The organism is Deltaproteobacteria bacterium (genome assembly GCA_016219225.1).
GTDB lineage: Bacteria > Desulfobacterota > RBG-13-43-22 > RBG-13-43-22 > RBG-13-43-22 > RBG-13-43-22.
On sequence record JACRBX010000010.1, the window covers coordinates 1 to 20,816 of the forward strand.

The following is a 20,816-nucleotide window of genomic DNA, read 5'->3' on the forward strand; positions in this document are numbered from 1 at the left end:
GGCATCCCCTCCGACATATTGCCCAAGATTTTTGACCCCTATTTTACCACCAAGCCCAAAGGAAGCGGCCTGGGGTTGGCCACGGTCTATTCCATCATTCACCGGCACGATGGAAGAATTTCCGTTGAATCAGAGGCTGACCGGGGGACTCTTTTTATTATTCATCTTCCTGCGGCTACCGGCCCCTGGAAGGAACAATCGGCATCGGCTGAAAAAACTTTGCCGGGTTTCGGGAAAATACTGGTAATGGATGATGATCCTCTGGTCAACCAGGTAATAACCGACATTTTGGGGGAGTTGGGCTATAAGGTCGAAATAACCTATGACGGCCATGAGGCCCTTGAAAAATATAAATCAGCGAAAAATTCCGGAACTCCTTTTGATGCCGTTATCATGGACCTGACTATCCCCGGGGGAGTAGGGGGAAAAAGGGCCATCAAAAAATTATTGGAAATCGATCCCCAGGTAAAGGCCATCGTTTCGAGCGGCTATTCCGGTGATCCGGTATTATCCGAATTCAAGAAGTATGGATTTAAGGGCAGAGTCACCAAGCCATTCAGTGTCGCCGCCCTGAGTGAAACCCTCTATCAGGTATTAAACCCTCAGGGTCCCGGGGGACGACACATAGAATGAAAATGGAATTAAAGAGCCCCTACCCCCCACAGATTAAAATCCCCCCTACCCCTGCCAACGTACAGCATTATATATAAAAAAATAAAGTATGCGCCTTATTTACCTTCTGACTCTTTTGATGGTCTAATCATTTAAAAAGATGCAAAAGCCGCAGTGATGATCAGCGGATATTTCAGATAACGGAGTTTAACGATGAACCGATGGATAGGCGTGTGGGTTGGTTTATGTCTGGCCTTGTCGGCCTTGTTCCCCCCCTTTTCGGCTGCCGATGAGCCGGCCACCACTGTAGGCCGTGTCTATTATATCAAAGGGAGCCTTCTTAGGTTTATTGATGCCGAACAGGACTGGGTGGCTGTGGTCAAAGATGCCCCCTTCACTACGGGGGATACCTTCTATACGGGAAGCCAGGGGAGAGCGGAATTGATCGTCCCCAACGGGACCTGGGTCAGAATGGGGAAGGGCACCCAGATGCAATTCATCGCCCTGTATTCCGACCTGTCCGAAACGGATGTGGCTTCCGGTGTGGCCCGTTTTTATAACAAAAGCTCTCATACGGTCGTCAAATCCACCTGTCCCTTTGGCTATGTCCTGGCCGATCCAGGGGCGGTCTTCGACTTTTATGTGGGCGAAAACTCTGTGGAAGTGGTGGCTCTGGGCGGAAAGGTCGGTTTCATCCATTCGGCAACCAACGCCAGGTACGAAGTCTCGGCAGGCTCTTCATCGATCCTGGCCGACCGGCAACTGGTGGTCTCCGGCGAGGGGACCGTCGACCCTGAATGGGATCGATGGAACGCCAGGCGTGAAAACTTTTGGGCGGCCAAAACCAGCGCCGGGGCAAGATCTGCCGAATATCTTCCCCACAGCCTTCATTATGACGCCCATGCCCTTGATGAGAACGGCACCTGGGAAAACGTCTATTACCAAGGTCAACCCTGTTGGGTCTGGCGGCCTATTGCCATTGGCCCTGGTTGGTCGCCTTTCACCGTGGGCCGCTGGACCGATTGGTACGGGGACTTGACCTGGATCCCGGCTGAACCCTTCGGGTATCTTACCCATCATTACGGGAACTGGATCTACCTGAACCATCGCTGGTGTTGGGCCCCGCCGGTGGCTGTGGTGAGCAGGGGTCTCCCCCTGCTCAATGTGGGTTTTTTCTGGTATCCCGGAAGGGTGTCCTGGATCCATCATGGAACCCATGTGGGCTGGATCCCCCTGTCCCCCCATGAGCCCTATTACTGCCACCGTAACTGGGGAGGCCCTCATACCATCGTCGTCAATCAGGTCAACATCACCCGGATCCACGTCGATGTCCGTAATTATACCTATGTCAGCCAGGCCATTGTCGTCAATCGGGACCATTTCTTCGGCGTCCGAACCTACCGGAATGTCCGCGTGACCGATATGAACCAGAACGCCATCGTCAGCCGCTACCGGGCTGCCCCGGTAATCAATGATACGGTAATAACCGATTATAGGGACCTGCGACAACGGTTCAACTTCACAACCGCAAGAGTAAACGAGAAACCTCATCTTACTGTAATAAACCGAATCAGGCAGAATGAAAGGGTCATCCATGAGGGCCGGAGAGAAAATCCGGTCTTGCTCCGCGAGCAGGTAAAGAAGATCCCTGAAGGCAGACCCGACCGCCTTTCACGGATCGAGGCCCCAAAGGCCATGAATTATCTCGTCCCGGCCGATCAGATGAACCGGCCGAAATCCGAGCTAAGGCTCCCGCCAAGGGAAATCAAAGGACGGGGAGAAGACCCGGCGGCAACTCGGATCGAAAGGCCCGAAACAAGGCAGCCGGAGCGTTCGGGACCGGCACTGCAAGTCCAACCGGCGCCGGTTGAAAGACCCGGGCGGATCGCTCCCCCCAGGCCGGCCCAACCCGGGCAACCACCGGTAACGGACAAACCCGAATCTCAGCCGTCACGCCCCGAACAGGTACGTCCCGAACGGCAAAGGCCAGTAGTACCGGCTCCGCAATTGCAGCCCGCGCCGATCGAAAGACGTGAACGGAACATTTCGCCGAAACCCGTCTCCCCCGGACAGCCTCCGGCCGCAGGTAGACCTGAACCTCAACCACCACGCACTGAACAGGTGCGCCCCGAACAACAAAGACCGGCAGGTCCACAACCTAAACCGGTTGAAAAACCTGAACGGATCACTCCTCCGAGACCCGTTCCTCAAGGACAACCTCCGGCCATGAGCAGACCCCTGCCCCCACCTCTACGGCCCGAACAGCCACGTCCTGAACGCCTGAAACCTGAAGGGGCGGGGAAGCCCGCTGAACTCCAAAAAACACCGGAGCAGACCAAACCGCCTCGGTCCCAGGAGCAGCCCCAGGAAAAGTCGGGACAACAGGAAAGGCCCCGTTAACCCCTATCTTATCTTTTTCAGCCGGATCATCAGCCTCTGGGTGGCGGCGGTTGAAACGGTCACGATCTCCAGGTAATCCTGATACCCGGATTTTTTCACCACCACCTTATGCATGCCGGTAAGGACCCCCTCCTCATAAGTGTTGTCTTTCGAGGGCTCCAGTTTGTTTCCGTCTATGAATACTGTCGCATCAGGGGGATCGACTTCGATAAAAATCCAACCGGAAGGTCTGACATCCCGAGTTCCGTAGGATTCCGATGAAGGGGGATAATAACTGGGCGGGTAGGGTTGGGGGTAAGGATAAGGAGTGGGATAAGGGGTCCATTGCACCAGGGTCCCTTGGGACCCATTAGGTTGAGGGTTTGTAGTCAGAGCGGCGGCCGTCACCTGTGCGCCAAAGGCCAAAATAAGAGGCACCCCAGAAAAGAAGAGTATATACTTGGTAATTTTAGAACTTTTTTTTAGAAAAATCATCAGCCCTCCTTCCGATTTATTTTCACCCTTATCTTAAATCTCCTGGCACCTTGAACCTAATTCTAAGACTCTTCCTGGGCAGAGGGAAGAAAAAGTAATCTATTTCATTTTTATTATATTTCATTCTTATTATAATACGTTTGACATATTTATTTTGCCAACCCAAAAAACCTTTGATGCATATAATGTCAAGATTGCTTTACCTGTCGATTCTGTTTAACACCGGGATCAGCCTGAGCCGCAGTTTGGGGGATTGGCTGTATCCAGGTTCGTTTATTATCCCCTCTTTCGTTTTAATACCAATTTGATTGCTATGTACGGAAATAGAAAAAATATGAAATTACAGGCTTTCACAAAAGCCATCCCATAGTAATTCATCATATCGTATTCATGCCTTGATATTTGGAATAAATTAGAATGTGTCTTAAAGCCTATATCCCCGCCAAACAAAAAGAGGCAAAACCAAAATAGGGTTAATATGAAACCCATTACGAAACATCTGATCAATACCTTAGAAATAATTTCCAGTCCGTCATACCAATTCAATAATTCGTTCATTTTTCCTCCTGTTTTAAATCAGACAAAGAATGCTCCGTGGAGATCGCTATCCACCTCTTTGACCAGGGCTTCCAGACTTTTTGTACCCTGGGGCATTTCGTAAGAATGCCTTTTCAGGTCTCTTCTCATCCGATAGGGTTTCCAGACATTATTTTTTTGATGTATTTAAATTTGGCCATAGGCGAACTGGTCCATTCTTGCGGATTATCCCAGCCTGGTCTTTCCTCGTAAACGGATACATCCTGCCCTTCGACTTTAAAGATCGTCCGCAGTTTATCGCGAAGATGCGCCGGGGATCTCCGCTCAGGCAATTTTCCGACTATGTTTTCAATAAGCTTCAGTTCAATTTCACTGAATGGCATCGAGATGTTTTTCTCTTGTACACCCACATAAATCCCCACCAGACGGACAATATCTGGAACGGGTTAATGGTTTTCTGAATGAATTGAACAACGTCCCCATCCCAGAAGTAATTCCTCGTGTTTCATAGGAAAACCTCGGAAGTCCATTCTATGGAACGCTTACAGGCCTATATAAGGGTTGAATTTTACCATAAACTGATAGGAGCCGTTTCGGGTTGAAGCGATTGTCAGCGTTTCGTGTTGTCCCGCTAACTGCTTCCTTCCGCAGACCACACCTATCCGCATTGTCCTGACTTCGTAGCGTTTTCTGAAATCCTATTTCCACTCGCGCATCAATTACTGCCGCGCGGTCAAACCCTGCGCCGCGAGCAATGCATGCTCCACTTCAACTGGAAACTCCACCACTACAAAATGACTCTTGTGATAGAGGTAGTCCTCCCCGCTCTCATCCACAATTCTTAAAAGATCGTCCCTGGCGGCTGTTTCATCCGGAATGATCTCATAAATCTTTCTCAAGATCAGAGAGGCTTCGTAATCGGCATTGTCGACACAGATGGCGAAATGTTTATTGTGTTTAATCATTGACTTATTCCAAGTAACGTTTAATTTTGATATCTTTACGGCCAATCCCATGAGCTTCGTACCCGTGTAACTCAACCCACCTGATATTTCCATTGAGAAGCCTGATTTGAGCTTCGCCCTTGAGCTTTCTCCATCGCCCCGATCCATAAATTTTTTCAAGATATGCCAAATTACGGATGCCGGTCCCGACTGCGATAACCTCGATTGCTTCAATTTGGCTAATAACTTCAAATTTCAAAGCTCATCCATTCTTTCTTATAACCCGTCAAGGCTTCCAGGATTGACATGGATCTCTCTCGCTGCCACCAGTAGTCAGCTACTATCAGACATGCGCGTCTAACGATGGTCTCTCTCGACCTCCCTTTTTCACAGGGGGGGGGGGAGAAAATCTCTCCCCTTAGCCTGTCGCTCTTGATCCCCCTTTTATCAACGCAAAAATCAAACAAAAAATCAATAAAAATTTGTAATCAAAAGAAAAAAGTGCTACTTATCGGTTTAATTGATAATTCCCCTATCCTACGAAGAAAAGGATAAAAGCCATGCCGAATGATCCCTTTGAAAAATTGCGGGCCTATCTGGACCAATTGCCCCTGGGATTTCCGAAAACGCAGTCCGGGGTTGAAATAAAAATTCTCAGAAAATTATTTTCCGAGCCGGAGGCAGAATTGGCCCTCCTGGTGACTCCCTTTCCTGAAGACCCCCAACAAATCGCCGTGCGGACCGGTGTATCCCTTGACGGACTGGAAGAAAAATTGGAAGCCATGGCCCGGAAAGGGCTTCTTTTCAGGCTTCGCCGCCAGGGAAAAACCCAATACAACATCGCCCCCTTTATGATCGGTCTGTATGAGTATTCGGTGGAAAGGATGGATCGGGAATTAGCCGAACTTTGCCGGCAATATTACGATGAAGCCTATCAGGATGAAATGGGGGCCAGCAATATACCGGGTTTCAAAGTTATTCCTATAACCAGAAAAATCGATGCCGATCTGGTGTTCTTCCCTTTTGAAAAGCTCAAAGAGGAAGTTCGGGCCGCCCGGAAAATAGCCGTTGCCGAATGCATCTGCCGGAAAGAGACCCGTCTCCTTGGACACGGATGTGATTATCCACGGGAAACCTGCTTAAGCTTCGGAGTGGCTGCGGAATACTATATAGAAAACAAGATGGGAAGAGAGATCACGGCCGACGAGGCCATTCAAATTCTCGAAGAGGCCGATAAGGCCGGTCTGGTCCATGCCGGGGCCAATACCGCCCATCTGTCCAATATCTGCAACTGTTGTCCCTGTTGCTGCGCCTCGATGAAAGGGATGGTCTTCAAAGGCCATGACAAACAAAAATACATGAATGCCCTGTATGAGGCCGTGGTGGATAAAGAGACCTGCCTTTCCTGCGAAGAGTGCCTGAACCGCTGTCCGGTCAAGGCCATATCCCTGGATGAAACCGCCTGGGTCAACCGGGATAAATGTCTCGGCTGCGGTCTGTGTGCCGGCGTCTGTCCCACCGAGGCCATCACCATGCACCTGAGGGCCGACCGGCAGGAACCGTTTAAAAATACCTTTGAATTGGGAATGGCCATTCTTAAGGGGAAGACAGAGAATTTAAATAAAAAAATTAGTAAGACTTTAGCCGTTTGAAAAGAATGTTATTATTTACCGCAAAGGCGCGAAGAACGCAGAGAGAATTTTTTTTTAGTACAATCCCGTGAGAGGCGGGATTGTACTAACCAGTCCTGACCTCCGGCCAATAATTATGCGGTCGACTTCGTCGCCCTAAATCAAAGGCTTCCGTTTGGAAGCCGGCCTAAGGGTAGCGAAGCTTATTGATTGCCGGCCCCTCAACGGCAATCAATAAATTTTCTTCTCTGCGGTCTCTGCGCCTCTGCGGTGAAAACAGTTTTTCAAAAAGCTAAACAGACCAAAAATTGAAATTCCGTAGTTGATTACGGTAGCCCCGCACCGGAGACCTTGACTTCGACCATTTCTATTCGCCCTCCGGCCCGAGGTCTACCCTCATCTGAAATATAAGAACCTGATGTGCAGACAAAAAGGATACGGCGGTCCGGACCGCCTAACATGCAGGCAAAGGGTTTGGTCGATACCCGCATCTGGTCGGTAACCTTGCCGCCCTCAAGGACACGGAGAACCAAACCGGGACTGGGGGCGGCTACCCAGACCGCCCCCTCGGCATCCAGACAGATCCCATCGGGATGAACACCTTCCAGATTGGCCCACAAGCGGCGGTTGGAAAGAGAGCCGTCCGGGTCAATATCGAAAGCCGTCAGACGGTTGCCGAAGGTCTCGGCCACGATCAAAGTTCGGCCATCCGGTGTGATGACACAGCCGTTAGGAAAAAGGAGGTCTTTCGCCACTATCCGCGCCCGGCCATCCGGGAATACCAGCACAATTTCTGCCGGGGCCAACGGGGCACCGGCAGCCAAATCAAAACCAAAATTTCCGATATAGGCCCGGCCCTGCTGATCGACCACCATATCGTTGCAATAGAAAGAGGCCAGATCCATCAAATCGGCCGCTTCCGAGAGCCCTTCGGGATCGAGCCGTAGCAGGCGGCGATCTATCATGGAAACCACCAGCAGTTGGCCGTCAGGAAGCCAACCCAGGCCGGAAGGCGAATGGGGCACTTCGAAAATCTTTTCCATTTTACCACTGAGATCAACAGTCCTGACCCAACAGTCGTGCATGTCGGAGAACCATAGTTTTTCATTATGCCAGCGGGGACCTTCAGGGAACAGGAGGCCTTCCGCCAGGACAGCAGTTTCATAGATCATAAATCAACCCACGTTTTATCAACTGCGCCCCTCACTCCTCACTCCTAACTCCAAACACAGAACTCATTCCCCCGAACCCGCAGGGCAGGGCTTAATGCAGGGACGGCAAGGGACAGCCACCGGTGCGGGTGGTTTGGCGAAAAAAACAGACACCATGGCCAAAAAACTGGCCACGGCAAATATAATAAAAGCCACTCTGTAGTCCTGGGTGGCATCCACGATGAGTCCGGCGATGGCTGGGCCAAAGGCCGCTCCCAGCATCGAGAACAGGCCGGACAAACCCATAATGGTCCCGAAAGAAACTATGCCGAAGCACTCTCCGATAAGAAGGGACTGCATCATGACGATCCCGCCCATGGTCAGGCCGAAGGCAAAAGTCCCCAGATAAAGAACCACCGCCTGGCGAAAAGTGGACAAAGCCAGAATAGCCACGCCCTGGATAAAAAAGCAGAACATGGCCACATACCGTTTATCGGTCCGGTCCGCTAACGGTCCCAGGAACAAGCGGCCGATGATGCTGGCCCCGGCCGTAACGCTCACTGCCGAGGCGGCTCCCATAGCCCCCAGGGTTTCACTGAGGAAAGACACCTGGTGGACCAGAAAAGCGATCTGTCCGCCCAAAGTCAACAGAAAGGAAACCACAATAGCCCAGAAGGCGGTGGTCCCCATGGCTTCGACTCTGGTCCAGACCCGCATTTGAGTGGCATAACTTTCTCGTTCGCCTGGGGTTTTTCCGGAAATCGGCATCGGCTGTTCTCCGTCCGGGAATTGGCCCACATCCGAAGGACGCTGTTTGATGACAAAAACCGCGGTCGGTATGACCACCAGCCAAAATACGGCCCCGAGGATCGGTAAGGCCGTCCGGAGACCGAAGTGGGAGGTAAGATAAACAGCAAAAGGGACCATGACCATCCCCCCCAGGCTCAGTCCGGTCATAGTCAATCCCATGGCGAATCCCCGGCGGCGAAAAAACCAGTTGGCGATCAGAGTGTTGACAGGCATCAGGGAGCTACCGCTCCAGCCCATGGCCATGAGGAAATAAACCGCAAAAAACTGCCAGATCTGGGTCACTCGGCTCAGGAGAACAAAGCCGATTCCGATGGTCGCCGCCCCACAGATCAATATTGGTTTTGACCCGTATCGGTCGATGAGTCGCCCGATCACCATTCCCATAGCACCGGTAATTGCAAAATACATGGAAATGGCCGTAGAGATGACCCCTTTGGACCAGCCGTACTGGGCCCGCAAGGGATCCAGGATGGCCCCGTGCCCGTAGAAGCCGATCCCCGAAGAGACAAAGAGGATGGCCGTGCCGGCCATGATAATCCTCCAGCCGTAAAAGCCTCTTTGGGGAACGCTTGAGGATTGTTGGGATGGTATTATTTCAGGAGAATGAGTATTCAATAGAAAAGTCCTTACCTCTGAGTCGTCTTTTGCTTTTTTCCAAAATTTTTAATATACCCGATATCTCCTTTCAAAACAACGTCAAATCTTTAGTTCGAAAATAGCTCCGCATTAATAGTACCGCGGCACTTTTTTCGTCATTCCCGAATGTCTTTATCGGGAATCCAGCGGTTTTAATTGGTTTTATGTCGTCTGGATTCCCGCCTACACGGGAATGACGTTTTGCAAGTTCATCAATAATGTTCGGCGAAACCCATTTTCATGTTTCGTGACGTCTCAACGGGGCATGAAGATTATAAACCTTTTTTCTCCTTGACCGGCCCGCCATTTTGTAATAAGGAATTGAACACAAAAATATTTTCAAGAAGATAGCGGAAAGAAGAAATGGCAGAACCAAATAATAATAAGATCATGAGTTGCTCTAAGGCCATCGAAAAATTCGTCCATGACGGTGCCGAGCTCATCATCGGCAACTATACCGTGGGTACCTGCACCGAACTGGTCTATGAGGTGGCCCGCCAAAAAAAGAAAAATCTCCTGGTCTATTCCCAGTCGGGTATCCTGGATGTGGAGGTCCTGGTGGCCGCCGGTTGTGTGGACCGTCTGGTGACCACTTACGTCCTGCGTTCGGGTGGGAAAAACGGCGGATCGGCAGTTGAACGGGCACTTCAGGCCAAGACCCTGGAATTAGAAGATTATACCAACTTCAATTATAATGCCCGGCTTATGGCCGGGATGCACGGTTTTTCTTTCATGCAGGTTTTTGAAGGGATCATGGCTACCGATCTTTTCAGAATACGCGGTTTTATGGGGGAGGACAAGTACCGGGTAATCCAGTGTCCCTATACCGGTAAAGACATCCTGACGGTGCCGGCCGCCAACCCGGACGTCTGCATCGTCCATGTGCAACGGGCCGACCGGTACGGGAATGCCCAGTATTGGGGGTCTATCGGTAGTGTACCGGCCGCCGCCCTGTGCAGCAAGCGGATTATCGTTTCCTGTGAAGAAATCGTCGACCATGAAGTAATCCGCTCCAGCCCCCACCTGACCATTATTCCCGCCTACCGAGTGGATGCTGTGGTCGAAGTCCCCTGGGGGGCACACCCCACAGAGGTGCTCGGCTATTACAATCAGGACCGCTTGATGTACGGGTTGTTCGTGGCCGCCGCGGCCACAAAAGAGGGATTGGAGGCCTGGCTTGACGAATGGGTCTATGGCTGCCCGAACCGGGAGGCCTACCTGTCCCGTTATATTCAGCGATTTGGAAGCGGGATCCTGACCGATATCAAGGCCAAATCCTATTTTTCGGCACCGGCCAACTATGGATCGGCCTTCACCTCCATCTGGGATGATTCCGGTCTGGAACGGTCTTTGGGCGTCACCCTGGAAGAACTGGAAGGGATCATCAAGGAGAAAGGATTACTTTATGAATAAACCCTACACCCTCAACGAACTCCTGATCATCACCGTAGCCCGGGAGATTCGCGATTATGACCATATCATTCTGGGGGTGGGACTGCCCACCACGGCCGGGGCCCTGGCCAAGGCCCTCCATGCCCCCCACGCCGTGCTGATGATGGAATCCGGCATCATCGACTTCGAACCGCTGATCCCCCTGAATCACATCGCCGATGCCCATGCCTGCCGGGGGTTCTCCTATGCCACCGACCTCTTCTCGACCTTCACCATGACCTACCGGGGGTTTGTGGATGTCTGCTTCTTAGGTGTTGCCCAAGTGGATAAATACGGAAACGTAAACACAACAGTGGTAGGCGATTATTACAACCCCAGATTACGGCTGACCGGATCGGGCGGTGCAGCGGACTTCATCTCCTATGCCAAACGGACTATCCTGACCATGCGGGGCGGGGAGTTTAGGGAAAAGCTCGATTACCTTACCTCTCCGGGATATCTTGACGGCGGGGACAGCCGGGACAAATCAGGACTTTTCCCTCCGGGGACAGGACCGACCATGTTGCTATCGCCTAAAGGAGTCTTTAAGTTCCATCCGGAGACCAAGGAGATCTATCTGGCCCAGATCCATCCGGGCGTTAAACTGGAAAATGTGCGTCAGGAGGTGCCCTGGGATCTCAAGGTCGCCCGGGACCTGACTGAAACCGTCCCGCCCACCTCAGAGGAAATCGAATTCATCCGTCGTTTCGCACCGGCGGAAATCATCGGCCGGGAGCTCCGCCTGGAGCTCGGTCTGGCCTATCTGTCCAGGAAGGCCGAAAAATGCACAAAGAAGGCGTAAGGCACCTTGAGCCTTGCGCCTTTCTTTACACCGCCTCTTCCCGACCGCAGTATTCCTTTCTCAGCTTCGGCTTCTCGATCTTTCCCGTAGGGCTTCTCGGCACCAGGCCGAAAAAGATCTTCCTGGGCCGTTTGTAGCGGGGCAGTTTTTCAGCAAAGGCCAGGACCTCCTCTTCCGTCAGATCCATACCAGGTTTCGGATCGATCGTCAGGGCGACGATTTCTCCCAGCCGTTCATCCGGATAGCCGAAGGCGGCTACATCCTTGACCGCCGGATGGGTGTGAAAAAAATTTTCCACTTCAACGGGAAAGACATTCTCACCGCCGCTGATAATAATATCCTTCTTCCGGTCCACGATATAGATAAAACCGTCTTCATCCTCCCGGACGATGTCGCCCGTTGAGAGCCAGCCATCCCTTAAGGCCCTGGCTGTGGCTTCGGGATTTTTGTAGTATTCCCTCATGACGCCATTCCCGCGTACGGCCAGTTCTCCCGGTGTTCCCTGGGAAACATTATTTCCCTGGTCATCGATGATCCGGGCTTCCCAGTTAAAACCGGGTTTCCCTATGGCCCCGACCTTATGGCTGTTTTCAACGCCGAGATGGATGCAATTGGGCCCGGCACATTCGCTGAGGCCGTAGGTCGTGTCATAGGCCATATCCGGGAAATAATGCCGCCAATGCTGGATGAGCGAAGGCGGTATGGGCATGGCCCCCATGTGCATGAGACGCCATTGGGAAAGTTCATAGTCTTCCAGTTTCAATTCCCCGCTGTCCAATTGGACCAGTATGTCCTGGGCCCAGGGGACCAGGAGCCAGACGATGGTGCCCCTCTCCTCGCTGACCGCCTCAAGGACCCATCGGGGTGAGAAGCCTTTGAGTATGACCGCCGGTCCGCCGACAATCAAACTCCCGAACCAGTGCATCTTGGCGCCGGTATGGTAAAGCGGCGGGATAAGGATGAAGTTGTCTTTTCGGGTCTGGCCATGGTGGAGATTTTCTGTGATGCAGGCGCAGACCATATTCTTGTGGGTCAGGAGGATTGGTTTCGGTTGGCCGGTTGTCCCGGAAGTAAAATAAAGTCCGCAAGGGTCATCCGGGGTTATCTCCAGGGGAAAGGGATCTTCTAAGGCCCTGTCCAGACCGACAGCCATGGATTCGGCATAAGCAGGAACGTCGTCTCCGGCGCAGATAAAGGTCTCAACAAAAGGCAGATCATTCCGAATAGGATCTATCCTCTCGGTGAATTCCGCACCAAAAAGGAAGATCTTAGGTTCGGCCACATCCGCGCAATATTTGATGTCGGCGCTGCTAAAACGGAAGTTGAGCGGCACCACCCAGGCACCGGTACGAATAATCCCGAAATAGGCCGCCAGCCAGTCGATGGAGTTGTGCATGAGGTGCAGGACCTTATCGCCCCTCCTGATCCCCTTTTCCCGAAGCAAGGCGGCCACCCGGTTGGCCTTACGGTCCAAGTCCTTCCAGGTGATCTCCAGGCGCTTTTTTTCTCCGGGAATCCGTTCCACCAGGGCGATATCATCCGCATACCTCCGACCGTTGCGGGCCAGCATTTCTCCGATATGGATATAGACATCAGCCATCCGTTTTCTCCTTAACCCGATCCTGATGGTTTCGCAAAAGGTCCGGTATCGTCCATTTTCGTCATTCCGACAAAAGTCGGAATCCAGGTTCAATGGTTTGGTTGCCGGTTTCCACCGAGACGGTGTCTGGACCCCGGCGCCTGCCCCGGACCAGATCCGGGGTTCGCCGGGGTGACGGCCCTGAGACTCCTAACGACTTCATTGATCCTTTAAATTATCGCCTTTTCCCATCCGTAATCAGTCGCTCCTTTAACCAGGCTTTATCAGCGCTCTTCGATTCCACCTCATCGGTTTGACCGAAGTAAATACAATGGGCCAGGCAGACATTATCAGCACAGGCCGGAATCAGCCCCTTATCAATCCGGTGAAAACAAAGGTTGCATTTACGGGCCCCTCCGGCCTGTTCATCAAAGGCGATGGCCTGGTACGGGCAGGCTTCGACACAAGCCGCACAACCGGTACAGGTTTCGTAATCCAGGATGACCAGGCCATCCTCCCGCTTGGTGATCGCTTCAACCGGGCAGGCCTCCAGACAGGGCGGGTCATCACAATGACGGCAGAGACGGACCTGGTAGACCAAGTCCAGTTTGCCGTCCACCATCTGGGGACCCTGTTCCGAAACAGAGATGTATTTAATCCCATCCGGGACTTGATTTTCCTGTTTGCAGGCCACCTCGCAGGTCTTGCAACCCCAGCAGGATTTCTGATCGATCATGATTGCATATTTATTCATAATCTAACACATCTCCCTTTTCCTTATCGACATCAATTTAGTCAAAACGTCATTCCGGCGAAAGCCGGAATCCAGTCAGAAAATCTGGTTATATAAATCCTTCCATCCTGGATTCATATTCTCAATCAAATCCAATTTCCATTTTCTTTTCCATTCTTTCAATTGCTTTTCTCTCTCAATAGCGGATTCAAAATTTTCGTGTAATTCATACCAAACCAATAAATGAACCTGATAACGTTTGGTAAATCCTTCTACCATATCGTTTTTGTGTTCCCATACTCTTTTGACCAGATCTGAAGTGACGCCAATATAGAGAGTACCATTTCTCTTACTTGCCATAATGTATACCGCAGGTTGTTTATCCATTCCCGCCTCCCTGGATTCCGGCTTTCGCCGGAATGACGTAAATGAAATCTCGCCTTTTATACACAACGACAGTAATTTTTGCGCATGACGTCATTCCGGTGAAAATCGGAATCCAGGTTCTTTTCGCTCAGCATAATACCTGGATTCCGGCTTTCGCCGGAATGACTTGCAAGAAAGTCAGGATTTTCAAGTAAAAGTTTCAAGTTTTTCAAAGGGCTAAATTGTTACGATGTTCGATATTCAATATTCACATTTCATCCTGTCGTGACGGGATAACCCTTTAACCATTATCCTTTCCTTCCGGATAGATCCTACATAGCAACGTCCTGATGCTGCTGGCCCCCATGGCCGGGTCCATGGTTTCGTAGGCGTTATCGGTCAGGATATTGATGTTCGACTCGGCCCAGCCGTGGCCCGGGTCCTTTTTTTCAGGAAACCACCAGGCATGCTGGGCAGCAACGACCCTGGGGTCCATCCCGGAAAACAATTTGGCCCGCTGCCGGACCTTGCCACGCCGGGATTCGATGATGACCCAGTCTCCTTCACCGATGCCCTCTCTGGCCGCAGTATCGGGATGGATCTCGACCATCGGGTCCCGGTGGAGTTCCCTGAGCCAGGGGACCTGCCGGTTCTCAGTATGAAAAAATCCCGGCTGCCTGGCACCGGTGATCAGTATGTACGGATATTCCCCATATACTTGCGGTGTACTGACCGGGCTTTCCGGCGGTTCCCTGAATTGCGGCAGGGGGTCATAGCCCATCTTCTCCAGGGTGGTGCTTGAGAGCTCGAACTTCCGGGTAGGGGTGGAAAATCCGGCCTCTTTATATTTCTCGTATTTGACCTCGCCCCGAATGCAGTCCATCTTCTTGAATTCCTGCCAGGTGAGGCCCATGGGTTTCAGGATATAATCCAGGCCCCCTTCGAAGGTCTCCCACCAGAACTCCCCCTGGCCGATGCGATGGGCCAAATCGTTAAGCATTTCATGATCGGAGCGGCACTCTCCGATCTGGACGACCTTGCGGCGCGGCAGGAGTCGGCCATGACGTTTCCAGAAATCGCCGATATAATCCATCTCCAGCCAGGTGGCGGCCGGCAATACAATGTCGGCTAATTCCGCGGTGGGCGTCAGAAAAAAATCAGAGACGGCCATGAATTCCACCTTTTCCAGGGCCTGATAAACCTCCCTGGCGTTGGCCCTGGTTAAAAGCGGATTGGAGCTGATGAAAAAGAGCATCTTAACCGGATAGGGCTTCTCGTCGATAATGGCATCCCAGACCGCCTTGGGCTGGATGATGGCAAATCGGTCGGCCAGACGAAAACGTTCCCCGCCCAGGCGTTTGGCCGCCTGCTCCGGGGCCAGCATCCCATGGGCCCCGAATCGGCCTACATTGTGGATGGGAGGGGTCTTGAAGAGCACCTGACCACCCGGCACATCGATATTTCCGGTAATTCCCATGAGTGCCATGAGAATCCGGTCATTGTCGGCACAGGTATTCTGCTGTTCGATAGCCACGCCCCACTGGATGGCCCCCGGCCTGGTCGTGGCAAAAAGGCGGGCCGCCTCCTGGATCCTGGCTTTGGGGACCCAGGTGATCTGCTCCACCCTTTCCAGGGGATATTCGTTCACCCGCTTAACAAACGCATCCCAGCCATGGGTATAGTTCTCAACAAACTCGTGGTCATAAAGGTCTTCCTGGATCATGACATTAGCCATCCCCAGGGCCAGGGCCGTATCCGTTCCCGGCCGGAGTTGAAGCCATACATCGGCGCGGGCCGCCGCCCGGGTCAGCCGGGGATCAACCACGATCAGTTTGGCCCCGGCCTCCAGGGCCACGGAAAAAGGTTCGCCCTTGTAACAGTCCGGGTTGCTGATGACCACATTGTTCCCCCACATCATAAGACATTTGGGGTGGTTTTCATAATCGACGATCGGATTGGTCCCGCAGGTCAGGATACTGGTGCTGATCCGCGGGCCATAGCAGAAATGACCGGCGGTGAGTACATTGGGAGACCCCAGCAGGTTGGCGATTCGGTAGATGACCGCCTCATTCTCCCGGCCGGTTCCGTATCCGAAGACCACCGATTCAGCCCCGAACTTTTCTTTATAGGCCAGAATCCGATCGGCGATCGTATCCAGGGCCTCATCCCAGGAGATGCGCTCCCACTTTCCGCTTCCCTTGGAACCTTTTCGTTTCACCGGATAGGTAAGCCGGTCCGGGTGATAGACCAATTGGGTGGAAGCCAGCCCTTTGCTGCAAAGGGTACCATGGTTGATCGGACATTCCGGATCCCCGGCAATCCTAGCGATTTTTCCCTCTTTGATGTAGACCAGGACGCCACACCCGCCGTGGCACATGCGGCAATGGCTCTTAACCATGGAATCATAGCCGTACACTTCCATTTCCCGTTCTACATTGGAATAACTGAACGCACCCATAAGACCCTGAACCTTTCAAAAAAAATTATTAAAGAGGACACAGCCCCGCGATAGGCGGGGCTGTGCTACATTATAAAAGCGTAACAATTTTCTCAGACGTCATTCCCACGTAAAGCCTGTCCCCGAATGCCTTAATCGGGGCCGAAATCAAGGCGACACAAAACTAAATTAAAACCTCTGGATTCCCGATAAAGAAATTCGGGAATGACGAAAAGTGCCGCCCTCATACCCTGGGGTCGCCACGAAGCCTGAAAATCGATTTCACCTGTCATCGTTTTTTTGCTTTGAGCTTTGAGCTTTGAGCTATTTTACTTCCGAACTCCGAATGCTAAACTCCGAACCCCTCTTCCGACTCAAAGATCCATAGAGCTCTTCCCCATCGGCCCCTAAAAGGGCCGACACCCCTTGGGCCGCCTCGACCACCTTCCGGCCATATTGCCGGACTTTGGATTTTGGAAACAGACCCACCACAAATAAAACACCGATCAACCGCTCAGAAGAGGCAAAAACCGGGGAGGCCACGGCATTGATCTGTGGATTGGATTCTCCAAGGTCTACCGCGTAACCCTCTTGACGACAGCGGACCAACTCTCCTTCAAGACGCAACCGGTCCAACCGGGCCGGTTCTCCATGGAAAAACAGTTTTCCCCCGGCCAGGACTCTTTGACGCTCAAGTTCCGGCAAGTGGGCGACAATCGCCTTCCCATGGGCACCGTGTGTAATGGGGTATCTTTGACCCTGGCGGATGGTAATACCGATATCACCGTTCCCCTCCTGTTTCCCGACCACAAAAACACTCTCACCGGAAATCAAACCAAAAAAGGCGGAACTGCCTGTTTCCTGAGCCAGGTCTCCCAAAAAAGGCTCGGCCACATCCTTATAATTCAAGCTGTCCAGGACCTTTCGTCCCAGGGGTATGAGGCCCGGCCCCAGGGAATAGAGCTTTCCATCGGCCTCTCTCTGGACAAAGCCGAACCTTTGAAGGGTATTCAAAATGGTGTAGCCTTTACTCTTGTGGATACCGACTTTATTACAGATATCAGTGAGATTTATTCTGGAAGGGGCGTTTCGGGCCAGACAGAGGAGGATTCGCGAGGCCTGTTCGACCGCCGGAACAACGGCCTGATAGGCGCTTTTTTCTCTTTTGGCTTTCTTGCTCTCCATGCTTTATGGAAGACTGTTTGTTCTGTATGCAGAATATTATTTTGTATGTAGAATACAATATCAGGCAGAAATGTGACCTGTCAAGAAAAATTACAGGAAAGGTGTTTAAAAAGAAAATTTGTCCTCCTTTGCGTTCTTTGCGGCTCTGCGGTGAAAACAGTTTTTCAAAAAGCTAATACGAGTCAGAAAATATTTATGGGTTGTCCGGACAAGAGTTATCAAGCTGGGGGAGTATCGCCTCTCCCCTCTTCCAGAATCTGCCGCACCTTTTTGGAAAGGTCCGCCAAATTGAAAGGTTTTTGGAGAAAACCTTTGCAGCCCTGATCCAAAATAGATTTGGCCTGGCCATTGAGACTGTATCCGCTGGAAAGAAGCACCTTAACGTTCGGATCGATTTCTTTCAGCCGGCTAAAGGTCTCTCCTCCGCTCATTTCCGGCATGATCATGTCCAAGATAACTAAATCGATATCCTTCCCTTCCCGCCGATAAATCTCGATGGCTTCACGACCGCTCCCGGCGGTAATCACCCGGTAGCCTAATCGTTTCAGAAGAAAATGGCTGACATCGGAAATCGCCTTTTCATCATCCACAAAGAGAATAGACCCGACCCCCTGCAAGATTTCTTCAGGCCTATAGGCTTCCTCCTTAATCTCCTGCGCTGATACCGGGAAGTAGATGTTAAAGGTTGTCCCCTCCCCCTTTTCACTGTAAACATTGATGATGCCGCTGTGATTTCTTATGATGCCGTAGGCCGATGCCAGGCCCAACCCCGTTCCCCGGCCCATATCTTTGGTGGTGAAGAAAGGGTCAAAGACCCTTTTCCGCGTCGCTTCGTCCATTCCGATTCCGGTATCGGTAACCGAAATCCTGACATATCTCCCGGGTACTCCCCCGTAGGGTCTGACATAGTAATCATCCAGGGTTACATTCCGTGTTTCCAGAAACAGGTCGCCCCCCTCAGGCATGGCCTGCCAGGCATTAACATAAAGGTTCAGCAGGACCTGTTCGATCTGGCTCCGGTCCACGTCGATCGTCCAGACTGCTTCCTGTAATTTCTTGTGAATGCTGATCTCCTTCTTCGTCCGGCCGAACAGATCGACACTCATGGCCACCAACTTGTTGATATCCGCAGGCTTAACCTCATACTTCCCCCCCCTGGCAACACCTAAAAGCTGTCTGGTCAGGTCTGCCCCACCCTGGACCAACTGCTCAATGCTCCGGAGCTTTCCGTAATGGGGATGGTTGGCTTCCAGATCCAGCAGGACCAGAGAGGCGTTTCCCTGAATACCCATAAGAAGGTTATTGAAGTCGTGAGCGATACCGCCGGCCAGGGTCCCGACAGCCTCCATCTTCTGGGCCTGGAGAAACTGAGCCTCCATTTTTTTTTGGGGGGTGATGTCCCGAAGAAAATTCAAGGTTGCCGGCCTTCCTTCCCAGGCGATTGGAACGGTGGTTAATTCCATCCAAAGGGTTTCGGCTTTACTGTTGATCATTCTAAAAGTATAAGTTTCGGGGCCTTGTTCATCACCTGGCTTCTTTTGCTCTCGTTCGAAAAAGGCGGCCTTATCTTTGGGATGAACCAGGTGCAAGAAGGGCCGGCTTGCCAAATCCTCTGTTGAGTAACCGGTCATCCCTTCCATTTTAGGGTTTGCAAATCTCACCACCCCCTCTTGGGTGATATAAATCCCATCATGAGCATTCTCAACCAAGAGCCGATATTTTTCTTCGCTTTCCCGAAGGGCTTTTTCGTTTTCTTTCCTTTCAGTCACATCCCGGGAAATTCCATAAAAGCCGGCAGGTTCCCCGGCGGAATTTTTTAACAGAGAGACGGAGGTTTCAAGCATTTTTACTGAACCCATTTTCGTGGTCACTTCGTAGTCGACTATTTTATTCGGAATCCCTGTCCGGTAAACCTGATTATAGATTGCTTTAATTTTTTTTCTGGATTCGGGAGGCATATATTGCCTGTAATTCATACCCATCATTTCATCAGGGGTATACCCATAAATAGTGCAAAGGGCCTCATTAAAAAAGGTACGGTTTCCGGCCAAGTCCACCTCGTAATAGCCTTCTTCCATACTCTCCAGAATATGGCGATATTTCTGTTGGTTCTCAAAAAGAGCCTGCTGGGCCTTTTTAAAGGAGTCGATATTTGTTACCACGACCAAAAGACATTCTTCCCCCTGAAATCGGATGGGCTTGGCCGCAACCAGGGTGTTCAATAGGGTTCCGTCTTTGACTCGATAGCGGAACTCGAGACCATCCACTCCGGCTTGGCGGCGCAAAGGCTCCAAAAGTCGGTCCCGATCAGCTCGATCAATATAGAGATTCAACTCAAAGACGGTCCGGCCGATGACCTCCTCTACCCTGTAGCCGGTCATTCGGCAAAAGGCCTCATTAACTTGAAGATAACGGCCGTCTTCGACCCGGCTGATGGCAATGGCATCCGGGGCCATTTCCATGATTTTCCGGTAACTCTCCTCGCTTTGACGAAGGGCTTCTTCAACTCGTTTGCGCTCAGAGATGTCGGCGAGCATATTCAGGGTCGCCGGGCGGCCCGCCCAATCTATGATAACCGTGCGAATTTCCACCCAGATCGACCTTCCATCCCTGGCCCGGAGCCTAAAAGTATATAAATCCGGCACTGGTTCGCCGGCCAATCGTTGACGATGTCGATCAAACACCAGGTCCCGGTCATCGGGATGGATAAATTCGATAATGGGCCTGGCTTCTAACTCTTCAAATGGATAACCGATCATCTCCTGTGCCTTGGGATTGGCAAAACGGATTAAACCGTCCTGGGCGATGACGATCCCTTCATTGGCGTTCTCGACTATCAAACGAAATTTTTTCTCGTTTTTATCAAGAGCCGATTCGACCTCCCGGTGTTCATATATCTCTTTCTCCAACTCCTGGACCCTTTTCTCCAGATCCTCATAAGTCGGTTTGTCGGCCATATATTGACTCCTTTTGAACTTTGATGGACCGATAAAAAGTCCATCAACTTTGACAACCCCATAAAGCCAAGTTTTTTGATAGTCCTTCTGTCGTCCCTAACGAAGGGGAGGGAGCTTATAATACGCGGCAA

18 protein-coding genes are annotated in these 20,816 nt (G+C 51.6%); 5 read left to right on the plus strand and 13 right to left on the minus strand.

From position 1 onward, the window contains the following. Positions 1-633 (plus strand): response regulator (locus HY879_00550; protein MBI5601823.1); only part of this gene is annotated, 633 nt, incomplete at its 5' end. 192 nt (positions 634-825) lie between these two features. Then, positions 826-3,012, plus strand: a complete 2,187-nt coding sequence (locus HY879_00555; GenBank protein MBI5601824.1) for a hypothetical protein — start codon at positions 826-828, stop codon at positions 3,010-3,012. A 3-nt stretch (positions 3,013-3,015) separates the two neighbouring features. Here the strand turns inward: HY879_00555 and HY879_00560 are convergent, their stop codons facing one another. The 5 genes from HY879_00560 to HY879_00580 all read right to left on the minus strand — a co-directional run bounded on the left by HY879_00560 (position 3,016) and on the right by HY879_00580 (position 5,226). Further along, positions 3,016-3,486: a PEGA domain-containing protein gene (locus tag HY879_00560; protein ID MBI5601825.1), complete on the minus strand. Its 471-nt coding sequence runs from the start codon at positions 3,484-3,486 to the stop codon at positions 3,016-3,018. A gap of 576 nt (positions 3,487-4,062) precedes the next feature. Further along, a complete protein-coding gene (locus HY879_00565) occupies positions 4,063-4,173 on the minus strand; it encodes a DUF3024 domain-containing protein (protein MBI5601826.1) in 111 nt (36 codons plus the stop codon). Further along, positions 4,170-4,433: a hypothetical protein gene (locus tag HY879_00570; protein ID MBI5601827.1), complete on the minus strand. Its 264-nt coding sequence runs from the start codon at positions 4,431-4,433 to the stop codon at positions 4,170-4,172. The genes HY879_00565 and HY879_00570 overlap by 4 nt, the downstream gene beginning before the upstream one ends. A 309-nt stretch (positions 4,434-4,742) precedes the next feature. Beyond that, a complete protein-coding gene (locus tag HY879_00575; protein MBI5601828.1) occupies positions 4,743-4,988 on the minus strand; it encodes a hypothetical protein in 246 nt (81 codons plus the stop codon). Positions 4,989-4,992: 4 nt separating this feature from the next. Further along, positions 4,993-5,226 (minus strand): hypothetical protein, encoded by a 234-nt coding sequence (locus HY879_00580; protein ID MBI5601829.1) that lies wholly within the window; start codon positions 5,224-5,226, stop codon positions 4,993-4,995. A gap of 301 nt (positions 5,227-5,527) precedes the next feature. On the opposite strand from HY879_00580, the gene HY879_00585 reads away from it, so the two are divergent. Further along, entirely contained in the window at positions 5,528-6,619 is a 1,092-nt protein-coding gene (locus HY879_00585; protein ID MBI5601830.1) for a 4Fe-4S binding protein, read from the plus strand. A gap of 305 nt (positions 6,620-6,924) precedes the next feature. Here the strand turns inward: HY879_00585 and HY879_00590 are convergent, their stop codons facing one another. Beyond that, positions 6,925-7,770, minus strand: coding sequence for an SMP-30/gluconolactonase/LRE family protein (locus HY879_00590; GenBank protein ID MBI5601831.1), 846 nt, complete (start codon positions 7,768-7,770; stop codon positions 6,925-6,927). A 63-nt stretch (positions 7,771-7,833) separates the two neighbouring features. After that, positions 7,834-9,090, minus strand: a complete 1,257-nt coding sequence (locus HY879_00595) for an MFS transporter (GenBank protein MBI5601832.1) — start codon at positions 9,088-9,090, stop codon at positions 7,834-7,836. A gap of 468 nt (positions 9,091-9,558) precedes the next feature. Between HY879_00595 and HY879_00600 the strand changes: the two genes are divergently transcribed. Both HY879_00600 and HY879_00605 read left to right on the plus strand, forming a co-directional pair. After that, a complete protein-coding gene (locus HY879_00600) occupies positions 9,559-10,608 on the plus strand; it encodes a CoA transferase subunit A (protein MBI5601833.1) in 1,050 nt (349 codons plus the stop codon). After that, the gene (locus HY879_00605; protein ID MBI5601834.1) at positions 10,601-11,428 is read left to right on the plus strand and encodes a glutaconate CoA-transferase; all 828 of its coding nucleotides are present in this window, start codon (positions 10,601-10,603) and stop codon (positions 11,426-11,428) included. Before HY879_00600 ends, HY879_00605 begins: the two co-directional genes overlap by 8 nt. Before the next feature lie 25 nt (positions 11,429-11,453). Here the strand turns inward: HY879_00605 and HY879_00610 are convergent, their stop codons facing one another. The 6 genes from HY879_00610 to HY879_00635 all read right to left on the minus strand — a co-directional run bounded on the left by HY879_00610 (position 11,454) and on the right by HY879_00635 (position 20,685). Then, positions 11,454-13,013: an acyl--CoA ligase gene (locus HY879_00610; protein MBI5601835.1), complete on the minus strand. Its 1,560-nt coding sequence runs from the start codon at positions 13,011-13,013 to the stop codon at positions 11,454-11,456. A gap of 229 nt (positions 13,014-13,242) precedes the next feature. Then, positions 13,243-13,761: a 4Fe-4S binding protein gene (locus HY879_00615; protein MBI5601836.1), complete on the minus strand. Its 519-nt coding sequence runs from the start codon at positions 13,759-13,761 to the stop codon at positions 13,243-13,245. 75 nt (positions 13,762-13,836) lie between these two features. Continuing rightward, on the minus strand, positions 13,837-14,127 hold the full coding sequence (locus tag HY879_00620) for a GIY-YIG nuclease family protein (GenBank protein MBI5601837.1): 291 nt from the start codon (positions 14,125-14,127) through the stop codon (positions 13,837-13,839). Positions 14,128-14,407: 280 nt separating this feature from the next. Then, entirely contained in the window at positions 14,408-16,564 is a 2,157-nt protein-coding gene (locus tag HY879_00625; protein ID MBI5601838.1) for a molybdopterin-dependent oxidoreductase, read from the minus strand. Between the two features lie 303 nt (positions 16,565-16,867). Continuing rightward, complete coding sequence (locus HY879_00630; GenBank protein ID MBI5601839.1) at positions 16,868-17,728, minus strand: IclR family transcriptional regulator; 861 nt, start codon at positions 17,726-17,728, stop codon at positions 16,868-16,870. Positions 17,729-17,946: 218 nt separating this feature from the next. Continuing rightward, entirely contained in the window at positions 17,947-20,685 is a 2,739-nt protein-coding gene (locus HY879_00635) for a PAS domain S-box protein (GenBank protein ID MBI5601840.1), read from the minus strand. Between the last annotated feature and the right edge of the window lie 131 nt (positions 20,686-20,816).